Origin of the sequence: Arthrobacter gallicola (genome assembly GCF_014836775.1) — a bacterium.
Taxonomy (GTDB): domain Bacteria; phylum Actinomycetota; class Actinomycetes; order Actinomycetales; family Micrococcaceae; genus Arthrobacter_B; species Arthrobacter_B gallicola.
On record NZ_JACSQD010000003.1, the window covers coordinates 74,822 to 86,019 of the forward strand.

The following is an 11,198-nucleotide window of genomic DNA, read 5'->3' on the forward strand; positions in this document are numbered from 1 at the left end:
AGCCCCTTTTCTGTTTACGGTTCGCGCAGGTCAGTGAGGGGCCGCAAGGAGAGGGTGCCGCCGTCGTATGCCAAAGTACTTGTATGGCCAATTCCCCCTCCGGCGACTCCATGGCCGAGCGCATCCTGCGGCTGATCTCCGCGTTCGACGCCGAGCATCCCGCCATGCCGGCAGCAACCCTGGCCCGCCGGGCCGGGCTCCCGCTGTCCACCACCCACCGCCTGGCCGGCGAACTGGTGTCCCTGCAGGTCCTGCAGCGCGGGGAACGGGGCGAACTCCGCCTGGGCCTGCGGCTCTGGGAACTGGCCAACCGGAGCTCTGCCGCACTGGACCTGCGGCAGATCGCGATGCCCTTTATGGAGGACATCCAGGCTGTCATCCGCCAGCACACCCAGCTCTCCGTGCTGCAGGAGGACGAAGTGCTCTTCATTGAACGGCTCTCCAGCCGCGGCTCGGTCTCCAACTTCGCCAAGGTAGCCGGCAGGCTTCCGCTGCAGATCTCCTCATCCGGCATGGTGATGATGGCTTATTCGCCGCGGCACGTCCAGGAAGCATTCCTGGACCGTCACCGCGGGGATCCGGCGCCGTTTCCACGCCCGGAGGCCCTGCGGCGGCAATGGGCGGCCATCCGGCGGGAAGGCAGCGCCACCCTGCCCGGCGTCGTCGACCCCCAAACCACGGGCATCGCGGTGCCGGTGTTCGGTCCGCTGGGGACGGCTGTGGCGGCGCTGGGGGTAGTGGTGCCGCTGGGCCGGGAGAACACGGCAGCAACAGTGCCGGCGCTGATGACAGCGGCCCGGGGCATTTCCCGCGGGCTGGGCACCACGGCAGCCGCTGCCGGTCCGCGGCACGGTCTGGCGGAACCGGCCGGGTCCTCAACCGGGGCCTGAGGCTGACCCGGCCCGGGCGCTCGGTGATGCAACATCCCGCGCGCATTCTCATTGAATGAGAATCGCCTCGCAGTGGAGATGTGCGTGTCCTCACACTTGAGTCAGGGGCATCCGTTCCCGGTGTTTTAGCTTGTCCACAAAGGAGTACAGCGTTGGCTGCAGACCGTACCGTCATCAAGACCCAAGTCGGAATCGTTGGAGGCGGTCCCGCTGGCCTGATGCTTTCCCACATGCTGGCGAAGTCCGGCGTGGAGAACATCGTTGTGGAAAAGCGGGACCATGAGACCATCCGCACCACGCACCGCGCCGGAATCCTGGAACACGGCAGCGTCCGGATGCTCACCGAGGGCGGGGTCAGCGACCGGGTCCTGACCGAAGGCTACAAACACGACGGCATCGACCTTCGCTTTGGCGGCGTGAGCCACCGGATCGACTTCGAAGAACTGGTGGGGGAGTCTGTCTGGCTCTACCCGCAGAATGAGGTCTTCGTCGACCTGGCCGCAGCCCGCGAGCGGGACAACGGCGACGTGCGCTATGCCGTCACGGACACCGAGGTGCTGGATCAGACAACATCCGTTCCCAAGATCCGCTTCACGGATGCAGAAGGCACCGACTTCGAAATCCACTGCGACATCCTGGTCGGTGCCGACGGCTCCCAGGGCATCTGCAAGCGCTCCATCCCCAAGGAACTGCGGACAGATAACTTCATCGAATACCCGTTTGCCTGGTTCGGCATCCTCACCGAAGCACCGCCGAGCGCCCCGGAACTGATCTACGCCAACTCGGAGCACGGCTTCGCGCTGATCAGCCAGCGCAATGACAACGTCCAGCGCATGTACTTCCAGTGCGATCCGAATGAGGACGCAGACGCCTGGAGTGACGAGCAGATCTGGGCCGAACTGCAGCGCCGGGTGGACGGGCCGGACGGATTCCAGCTCAAGCGCGGCCCGATCTTCGAAAAGACGGTTCTGAAGTTCCGCAGCTATGTCTGTGAACCGATGCGCTACGGCAATATGTTCCTCGCCGGCGACGCCGGCCACACCGTTCCGCCGACCGGCGCCAAGGGCCTGAACCTGGCCCTGGCGGACGTGAAGGTGCTCTTCGAAGCCATCGACTCCTTCTACGCAACGAAGTCCGCGGAGCTGCTGGACGGCTACAGCGACAAGGCGCTCCAGCGCGTCTGGCGGGCCCAGAACTTCTCCTACTGGATGACCTCCATGCTGCACACCCGGAAGGACGCCACTCCGTTCGAGCGCAAGCGGGCGCTGGGAGAACTCAACGGTGTGGTTTCTTCCCGCCATGGCCAGGCATACCTGGCCGAGGCATACACCGGCTGGCCGGAAAAGTAAGACCGCCAGGCACCATCCGCGTTCGTATTGTGAACGCACGTCCACAAAGTGAACAAGCGTGTAATGTGGTAGAAACCACTGGGATGCTTGGACGATGACGAGGACGCGTCGTGTACGCATCCTTTTGAAAGGAAAAAACATGGAGACGGAAAACGGTCTGTTCCCCCAGGACCAGCCAGATCAGGGCCCGGACTCGGCGCAGAGCTCGCAGGACGAGATCACCGCGGAGATCCAGGACGTGCACGCTGCATACCGGAAGGGCCTGGAAAACGGCGACGCCGAAGAGACCCAGCCCCGCCTGGACTTCCGCCCGTACCGCAGTTCCATCCTGCGCCACCCCACTAAGGATCCGCACCACACGGACCCGGAGACCATCGAACTCTGGTCCCCGGCCTTCGGCCACCAGGATGTCCACACCCTGGAATCGGACCTGACCATCCAGCACAACGGAGAGCCCCTCGGCGAGCGGATTGTTGTTGCCGGCCGCATTCTCGACGGCGACGGCCGCCCGGTGCGCAACCAGCTGGTGGAGATCTGGCAGGCAAACTCCGCCGGCCGCTACATCCACAAGCGCGACCAGCACCCGGCACCGATCGATCCCAACTTCACCGGCGTGGGCCGCTGCATCACGGATGACGACGGCAACTACCGCTTCACCACCATCAAGCCCGGACCGTACCCGTGGAAGAACCACTACAACGCCTGGCGCCCGGCGCACATCCACTTCTCGCTCTTCGGCACCGACTTCACCCAGCGCATGATCACCCAGATGTACTTCCCGGGCGATCCGCTGTTCTCCCTGGATCCGATCTACCAGTCGATTACCGACCAGAAGGCCAGGGACCGGCTTGTGGCCACGTATGACCACAACCTCACCCAGCACGAATGGAGCACCGGCTACAACTGGGACATCGTGCTGACCGGCAGCAACCGCACCTGGATGGAAGACGAGGACGCAGAGTAATGAGCGAGCAGAAACTCACCGCAACCCCCGGACAGACGGTTGGACCGTTCTACGGCTACGCGCTGCCTTTCGAAAAGGACAACGAACTGGTCCACCCCGGCGCCAAGGGCGCCATCCGGGTCCAGGGCACGGTCCGCGACGGCGCCGGCGACGTCATTCCGGACGCCCTGCTGGAAATCTGGCAGGCAGACGAAGACGGCAACATCCCGCAGAAGACCGGTTCGCTGGTGCGCGATGGCTACACCTTCACCGGATGGGGCCGGGGCGCCGTCGACAACGTGGGTAACTACACGTTCACCACGGTGAACCCGGGGCCGACCGAGGAAGGCTCCGCGCCGTTCATTTCGGTGGTCATCTTCGCCCGCGGCCTGCTGAACAAGCTGCACACCCGCATGTACCTGCCGGACGACGAAGCGGCCCTGACCAAGGATCCGCTGCTCTCCTCCCTTCCGGAGGACCGCCGCCGCACCCTGATCGCGACGCGCGAGGCCGACGGCGGCCTGCGCTGGGACATCAAGCTGCAGGGCGAAGACGAAACCGTCTTCCTGGCCTACCCGGGAGCGTAATTCATTGGGCTCCGCGGAAACTGCCGACTACGGACTATTGTCGCCGGCATGGGCCGGCACCCGCGCCGCAGCACTGACCTCTGACGAGGCACTGCTGCAGGCCATGCTCGACGTCGAACTCGAGTGGCTGCGGGTGCTTGCCTCCGCGGGCCTGATCAACTCCGGGATCCCGGACGCCGTTGCTCCCGCCTGCCAGGCTTCGCGGTATAACACTGCGGACCTGGCAGCGCGGGCGCAGGGCGGCGGGAATCCCGTGATTCCCCTGCTGGCCGATCTGAGGGCACTGGTCCGGAAAGAGGCTCCGGAAGCTGTTGGCCCCATCCACAAGGCCGCCACCAGCCAGGACATCCTGGACTCCGCCCTGATGCTCATGGCATCCCGCACTCTGGAAACCATCCTGGCTGACGCGCGCCGGGTGGAAACGGCCCTCGGGGACCTGGCCCGCAGGCATGCTGACACTGTCAGCGTGGCCCGCACCCTCACCCAGCATTCGCTGCCCTCTACTTTTGGCTTGAAGGCCGCACAGTGGCTCCACGGAGTGGGGCAGGCCACCGCCGCCCTGGATACCGTGGCCTCAGCCCTGCCCCTGCAGTGGGGTGGCGCCTCCGGCACCATGGCAGCACTCACCACTGCCGCCGATGCAGCTGACCACAGCCCGCTGACCCTGGCGGCGGACCTGGCGGACCGGCTCGGCCTCGTCGATCCGGTGGCGCCCTGGCAGACCAACCGGATCCCGGTCACCCGGCTGGGGGCCTCACTGGCGGACCTGCTGGCCGCGGCGGGAAAAATCTCCAACGATGTGCTGCTGCTCAGCCGCCCGGAAATCGGGGAAGTCAGCGAACCCCGCGAAGCGGGCCGCGGCGGCTCCTCTGCCATGCCGCAGAAACAGAACCCCGTGCTCTCTGTCCTGATCCGCAGCGCCGCTCTGGCGGCACCGGGCTACACCGCGATGCTGCAGGCTGCAGCCGGAGCGGCGGATGATGAACGTCCCGGCGGATCCTGGCATGTCGAGTGGCAGGCCCTGCGCCAGCTGCTGCGGCTGGCCGGGGGAGCTATGGCCAAACTGGCCGAACTCACGGAAGGGCTGACGGTGAATACCGGTGCCGTCGCCCGGAATCTGGAACTCGCCGGCCCGCTGGTTGTCAGCGAGAAAGTCATGGCGCGCATCGCCCCGCTGCTCGAGGGTGGCGTGCCCGGCCAAGGCAAGAAACGCGTGCAGGAACTCGTTGCCCGCTCGCTCGCCGGGGAAGACTTCACTGAACTTCTGCGCGGAGCCGTACCTGCCGAACAGCTGGCTGACCAGGAACTTACCGAGCTCCTGAATCCGGCCAACTACCTGGGCCAATCACAGGCCCTGATCAACCGAATTATCTCTGCTTACCCCGGAAGGACAAACGCGTGAGCGTCCCGCAGATCAAAGCAACACAACTCTCCAACGCCGGGCCCGGGGCTCCTGTCCTGATCGCCGGTCCGTCACTTGGCACCTCCGGCACCGCCCTGTGGAGCAGCACCGCAGCGCAGCTGGACGGCTACACGGTGATCGCCTGGGATCTGCCCGGTCACGGCAACAGCCCGGCGGCAGCGGAAGGATTCAGCCTGGAGGACCTGGCAGCGGCTGTTCATGGCCTCGTGGACAGTGCGCTGTCCGCCGGGGATCTCTCCGCCTCGCAGGAACTTTATTACGCCGGGGTCTCCCTAGGCGGAGCCGTTGGCCTGCAGCTGGGACTCGACTACCCGCAGGCGTTCCGGAAACTGGCCATCCTCTGCTCGGGAGCCAAGATCGGCGACGCCGAAGGCTGGGAAGCCCGCGCCGAGACAGTGCGCGGACAGGGAACACCGGCCGTCCTGATCGGCTCCGCGCAGCGCTGGTTTGCCGAAGGCTTCATCGAACGGGACAAGGAAACCTCAGCCGCGCTGCTCCATTCCCTGCAGGATGCCGATCGCTTCTCCTACGCCTACTGCTGCCAGGCCCTGGCTGGCTTCGACGTCCGGGAGCGCCTGGACGGGATTTCCGCTCCGGTGCTGGCGGTGGCGGGCGCAGAGGACGTTGTCACCCCGCCGTCCTTCGCCGAGCTGATCGCAGCCGGCGTTCCCGACGGACGGTCCGCCGTCGTTTCCCATGCCGCGCACCTGGCGCCGGCTGAACAGCCTGCGGAAACCGCGAAACTGCTCAGCAGTTTCTTCGGCACCGCCAACTAAACCCGGCTACGTAAAAGAGAAAGCGATTCAGTGAGCGAGAACAGCGCCAAGACCCAGCAGGACATCTACGACGAAGGCATGGCGGTCCGCCGCCAGGTGCTCGGAGATGCGCATGTCGACCGGGCCAACGCGGCAAAAGACGAGTTCACCTCCGATTTCCAGGACATGATCACCCGCTATGCCTGGGGCACCATCTGGACCCGGCCGGGCCTGGACCGGACCATGCGCAGCGCCATCACGCTCACCGCCCTGATCGCCCACGGGCACCTGGAGGAACTCGCGATGCATGTGCGCGCCGCGCTGCGCAACGGCCTGACGCGCGATGAAATCAAGGAAGTTATTCTCCAGTCGGCCATTTACTGCAGCGTCCCCTCCGCCAATTCGGCGTTCAAGGTCGCCCAGGGGGTTTTCGCCGAGCTGGACAGTTCAGAGAAGCTGAACGGCTCAGAGGCCGACGGCGCCTGACTTCGGAGGCCACCAGGAGGCGGCGGCGGCCGTCTTAAACCGCCATGTCCCCAGAGGGCTGGCCTATTGGCGCATTCTTCGATAAATTCGCATCTTGTACGCATGTTCGGTCCACGAACAAATCCGCGGACCTGCGGCATGCAGCACCCAGCAAAGGAGCCATGGTGAACCAGGCCTACATTTACGACGCCGTCCGGACGCCGTTCGGACGTTTCGGCGGAGCCCTCGCAGCAGTGCGCCCCGATGATCTTGCAGCCCAGGTGGTTAAGGCCGCCGTCTCACGGGCCCCGGGGCTCGATCCCGAGCGGATCGATGAGGTGATCTTCGGAAACGCCAACGGCGCCGGTGAAGAAAACCGCAACGTAGCGCGCATGGCAAGCCTGCTGGCAGGCCTTCCGGTGTCCATTCCCGGCACCACCGTCAACCGTCTCTGCGGGTCCTCCCTGGACGCGGCGATGATCGCTTCGCGGCAGATCAACGCGGGAGATGCTGACCTGATGCTGGTGGGCGGCGCCGAATCCATGAGCCGTGCCCCCTGGGTGCTGCCGAAGAACGAGAAGCCCTACCCGGCCGGGGATCAGACCCTGGCCTCCACCACACTGGGCTGGCGGCTGGTCAACCCGAAGATGCCCAAGGAATGGACGGTGTCCCTCGGTGAGGCCACCGAACAGCTCCGCGAAAAGTACGGCATCACCCGGGAACGCCAGGATGCCTTCGCCGCGCGCTCCCACGAGCTGGCAGCCCAAGCCTGGGACGAAGGACGCTACGAGAACCTGACCGTCGCCGTCGACGGCGTGGACCTTTCCCGCGACGAGAGCATCCGTGCCGGGTCCACCGTGGAAAAGCTGGCCACGCTCAAGACCGTCTTCCGGCCCGTTTCGGATGAGCCCTCCGGCGGCACCGTCACCGCGGGCAACGCCTCACCCCTGAACGACGGCGCTTCCGCAGCCTGGCTGGGCAGCGAAGCCGCGTCGCAGCTGCTCGGACTTGATCCCCTTGCCCGCATTGCCGGCAGGGGAGCGGCCGCAAACGAGCCGCAGTACTTTGGCTATGCCCCGGTCGAAGCCGCCAACACCGCATTGAAGCGGGCCGGTATCTCTTGGAGCGACGTCGGCGCGGTCGAACTCAATGAAGCCTTCGCGGCCCAGTCGCTGGCCTGCATGGACGCCTGGGACATTGATCCCGGCATCGTCAACGCCTGGGGCGGTGCCGTGTCCATCGGCCACCCGCTCGGTGCCTCCGGCACCCGGATCCTTGGCACGCTCGCCCGCCGCCTGGAAGCCTCCGGGACACGCTGGGGCGTCGCAGCCATCTGCATCGGCGTCGGCCAGGGCCTCGCCGTCGTACTCGAAAACACCAAAGCCTAACTTCCCAGGGAGAACCGTGCTGAATATTCTGCAGGACGTCGACGAAGCAGTCGCGCCGATCTATGACGGGGCCACCGTGATGATCGGGGGCTTCGGCAAGGCCGGGCAGCCCGTCGAGCTGATTGAAGCCTTGCTGCGCCAGGGCGCCAAGGACCTGACCGTCGTGAACAACAACGCCGGAAACGGTGAGGAGGGGCTCGCAGCGCTCATCGGCGCCGGCCGGGTCAGCAAGATCATTTGCTCGTTCCCGCGCCAGTCCGATTCGCACGTCTTCGACGCCAAGTTCCGTGCCGGGGAAATCGAACTGGAACTGGTGCCGCAGGGCAACCTCGCCGAGCGGATCCGGGCCGCCGGCGCCGGGATCGGCGGTTTCTTCACCCCCACCGCCTACGGCACACCGCTGGCAGAGGGCAAGGAAACCCGCATGATCGACGGCCGGGGATACGTCTTCGAGACGCCTATCCACGCTGATTTCGCCCTGGTGAAGGCTCTGAAGGCGGACCGGACCGGGAACCTGATCTACCGCAAGACCGCCCGGAACTTCGGGCCGATCATGGCAGCGGCTGCAAAGAATGCCATTGTCCAGGTCCGCGAAATCGTCGAAACCGGAGAACTCGATCCGGAAATCATTGTGACCCCCGGAATCTACGTGAACTCCCTGGTCCAGGTATCCCGCGAGAAAGCACCGGCAGCAGCATGAGTGAGAAGGCAGAGAACACCATCGTGAGCGAAAAACTGGACCGCAACTCACTGGCCGAACTGGTAGCCCGGGACATTGCCCCGGGATCGTTCGTGAACCTGGGCATCGGCCAGCCGACCCTCGTCTCGAACTACCTCAAGCCCGAGCAGCACGTCACCCTGCACACCGAAAACGGCATGCTGGGCATGGGTCCCGAAGCCCAGGGCAGCGAAATCGACGGAGACCTGATCAACGCCGGTAAGATTCCGGTCACCGAACTGCCGGGTGCCTCCTACTTCCACCACGCTGATTCCTTTGCGATCATGCGCGGAGGGCACCTGGACGTCTGCGTGCTGGGTGCCTTCCAGGTTTCCGCCACCGGTGACCTGGCGAACTGGCACACCGGAGCGCCGGATGCGATCCCCGCTGTCGGCGGCGCCATGGACCTGGCCACCGGTGCCAAGGACGTGTACGTGATGATGTCGCTGTTCACCCGCGAAGGCCTCAGCAAGCTGGTTGCCGAATGCTCCTACCCGCTGACGGGAGTGGGATGCGTGACGCGCGTCTACACTAATGAAGCGGTGTTCCTCATCAAGGAGGACGGCGTCCATGTCCGCGAGACCTTTGGGATCAGCTTCGAGGAGCTTGCCGCCAAGATGGATGTGCCGCTGACCGCACCTTCCGCGGACGCAGCCTAAGACCTTCAATGGGGGATCAATGAGCGAAACCATCGCGGCCAGCGACCAGTTTGTCCAGTCGCTGGCCCGTGGGCTGTCCGTCATCCGGGCGTTCGACGCCGAGTACGTACAGATGACGCTCAGCGATGTCTCCCGCCGCACCGGACTGACCAGGGCCACGGCCCGGCGGTTCCTGCTCACACTGGTGGAACTCGGGTATGTCCGTACCGACGGGCGGAGCTTCGAGCTGACCGCACTGGTCCTGCAGCTCGGCTACTCCTACCTCGCCGGGCAGACCCTCCCGCAGCTTGCTCAGCCGCTGCTCGAGGATCTGTCCCGGGAAATCCATGAATCGACGTCGGCTTCCGTCCTGGACGGCAACGAAATTGTCTATGTGGCCAGAATCCATACCCGCCGCCTGATGACGGTGGGAATCACGGTCGGGACGCGGTTCCCTGCCTACGCCACCTCCATGGGCCGGGTCCTGCTGGCCGGACTGCCGGAGGACCGGCTGGCGGCGTACCTCGCGGAGGTGGAACTCAAGCCGCTGACCGAGCGGACGCTGACCACCGAGGCCGCACTCCGGGCCGAAGTCCAGCGGGTCCGCGAGCAGGGCTGGGCTGTGGTGGATCAGGAACTTGAACGTGGACTGCGGTCCGTGGCGGTTCCGATTTTCAGTCCGTCGGGTGAAGTGATCGCTGCGCTGAATACCTCCATGCAGGCCACGCTCGGGCTGGATGGCCCTACACTGGAGGAAGCGGCGGCCTCGGTGCTGCCGCATCTGCAGGAGGCTTCACGGAAGATCACGCAGGCCCTGGCGGCCCGGAGCTGACTTCCCGGCAGATCTGGGCTGGCTCAGCTCCGTCCCGGTCCGGGTGTGGAGTCTGCTAGACTTATTACAATTGTTTGTGTGGCAGTGGATGAAGGCCGCTCGCATGTTCTCCGGATATCTCTCCGAAGTGCGGGTGGGGGCCTGTTTCCGGGTTGCAGGGTTCTTGTGCAACGAATGCCACACTTTTGCACGCCTACGGTCGCTTTCGGTTCAACGGAACGTCTCGGGGGCACTGCGGCAACAAACTTTGAAAAGCGTCGCCTGAGGCTGCAGACAGCCGGCAGCCCGGCGTTGCAACCAGAGAATCTATCTCGAGATAAACGGAGAACTGATAAGTGCCTACGATTCAGCAGCTGGTCCGGAAGGGCCGCTCACCCAAGGTCTCCAAGACCAAGGCTCCCGCCCTTAAGGGCAGCCCGATGCGCCGTGGTGTGTGCACCCGTGTTTACACCACCACCCCCAAGAAGCCGAACTCGGCTCTGCGTAAGGTAGCCCGCGTCCGCCTCAACGGCGGCGTTGAAGTTACCGCCTACATCCCCGGTGTGGGTCACAACCTGCAGGAACACTCCATCGTGCTGGTCCGCGGTGGCCGTGTGAAGGACCTGCCCGGTGTCCGTTACAAGATCGTTCGCGGCGCACTTGACACCCAGGGTGTTAAGAACCGCAAGCAGGCTCGCAGCCGCTACGGCGCGAAGATGGAGAAGAAGTAATATGCCCCGCAAGGGTCCGGCCCCCAAGCGGCCGCTCGCAGTTGATCCCGTCTACGGCTCCCCGCTGGTCACGCAGCTGATCAACAAGGTCCTCGTCGACGGCAAGAAGTCCACCGCCGAGCGCATCGTTTACGGTGCACTCGCCGGAGCACAGGAGAAGACCGGACAGGATCCGGTTGCAGCCCTGAAGAAGGCCATGGACAACATCAAGCCGAGCCTTGAGGTTAAGTCCCGCCGCGTTGGCGGCGCCACCTACCAGGTGCCGGTTGAGGTCAAGCCGGGCCGTGCAACTGCACTGGCCCTGCGCTGGCTGGTGGGCTACTCCAAGGCCCGCCGCGAAAAGACGATGACCGAGCGCCTGCGCAACGAGATCCTCGATGCCTCCAACGGCCTTGGTGCTGCTGTCAAGCGTCGCGAAGATACCCACAAGATGGCCGAGTCCAACAAGGCCTTCGCCCACTACCGCTGGTAATAAGCCTTCACCAGATTCTGTTCAGCCC

At 65.0% G+C, this 11,198-nt stretch carries 13 protein-coding genes; all 13 read left to right on the plus strand.

Features of this window, described 5'->3' with window-relative positions; genetic code table 11:
• Nucleotides 1-83: 83 nt before the first annotated feature.
• Entirely contained in the window at nt 84-890 is an 807-nt protein-coding gene (locus tag H9639_RS07545) for an IclR family transcriptional regulator (RefSeq protein WP_191807512.1), read from the plus strand.
• Nucleotides 891-1,042: 152 nt separating this feature from the next.
• A complete protein-coding gene (locus H9639_RS07550) occupies nt 1,043-2,239 on the plus strand; it encodes a 4-hydroxybenzoate 3-monooxygenase (RefSeq protein WP_191807513.1) in 1,197 nt (398 codons plus the stop codon).
• Nucleotides 2,240-2,378: 139 nt separating this feature from the next.
• Nucleotides 2,379-3,203 (plus strand): protocatechuate 3,4-dioxygenase subunit beta, encoded by an 825-nt coding sequence (gene pcaH / locus H9639_RS07555; protein WP_191807514.1) that lies wholly within the window; start codon nt 2,379-2,381, stop codon nt 3,201-3,203.
• Nucleotides 3,203-3,769, plus strand: a complete 567-nt coding sequence (gene pcaG, locus H9639_RS07560) for a protocatechuate 3,4-dioxygenase subunit alpha (RefSeq protein ID WP_191807515.1) — start codon at nt 3,203-3,205, stop codon at nt 3,767-3,769. Before pcaH ends, pcaG begins: the two co-directional genes overlap by 1 nt.
• Before the next feature lie 4 nt (nt 3,770-3,773).
• Nucleotides 3,774-5,171, plus strand: a complete 1,398-nt coding sequence (locus H9639_RS07565) for a lyase family protein (RefSeq protein WP_225219351.1) — start codon at nt 3,774-3,776, stop codon at nt 5,169-5,171.
• On the plus strand, nt 5,168-5,968 hold the full coding sequence (locus H9639_RS07570) for an alpha/beta fold hydrolase (protein WP_191807516.1): 801 nt from the start codon (nt 5,168-5,170) through the stop codon (nt 5,966-5,968). The genes H9639_RS07565 and H9639_RS07570 overlap by 4 nt, the downstream gene beginning before the upstream one ends.
• Before the next feature lie 30 nt (nt 5,969-5,998).
• A complete protein-coding gene (gene pcaC / locus H9639_RS07575; protein WP_318242020.1) occupies nt 5,999-6,433 on the plus strand; it encodes a 4-carboxymuconolactone decarboxylase in 435 nt (144 codons plus the stop codon).
• A gap of 164 nt (nt 6,434-6,597) precedes the next feature.
• Nucleotides 6,598-7,800 carry a thiolase family protein gene (locus H9639_RS07580; RefSeq protein ID WP_191807818.1) on the plus strand — a complete coding sequence of 401 codons (1,203 nt, stop codon included), beginning with the start codon at nt 6,598-6,600 and terminating at the stop codon, nt 7,798-7,800.
• 16 nt (nt 7,801-7,816) lie between these two features.
• Nucleotides 7,817-8,500: a 3-oxoacid CoA-transferase subunit A gene (locus H9639_RS07585; protein WP_191807517.1), complete on the plus strand. Its 684-nt coding sequence runs from the start codon at nt 7,817-7,819 to the stop codon at nt 8,498-8,500.
• A complete protein-coding gene (locus H9639_RS07590) occupies nt 8,497-9,177 on the plus strand; it encodes a 3-oxoacid CoA-transferase subunit B (RefSeq protein ID WP_225219353.1) in 681 nt (226 codons plus the stop codon). Before H9639_RS07585 ends, H9639_RS07590 begins: the two co-directional genes overlap by 4 nt.
• Nucleotides 9,178-9,196: 19 nt before the next feature.
• Nucleotides 9,197-9,988: an IclR family transcriptional regulator domain-containing protein gene (locus H9639_RS07595; RefSeq protein ID WP_191807518.1), complete on the plus strand. Its 792-nt coding sequence runs from the start codon at nt 9,197-9,199 to the stop codon at nt 9,986-9,988.
• Nucleotides 9,989-10,323: 335 nt separating this feature from the next.
• Nucleotides 10,324-10,698: a 30S ribosomal protein S12 gene (gene rpsL, locus H9639_RS07600; protein ID WP_055239341.1), complete on the plus strand. Its 375-nt coding sequence runs from the start codon at nt 10,324-10,326 to the stop codon at nt 10,696-10,698.
• Between the two features lies 1 nt (nt 10,699).
• On the plus strand, nt 10,700-11,170 hold the full coding sequence (gene rpsG, locus H9639_RS07605) for a 30S ribosomal protein S7 (RefSeq protein WP_055239342.1): 471 nt from the start codon (nt 10,700-10,702) through the stop codon (nt 11,168-11,170).
• The last annotated feature ends 28 nt before the right edge of the window (nt 11,171-11,198 follow it).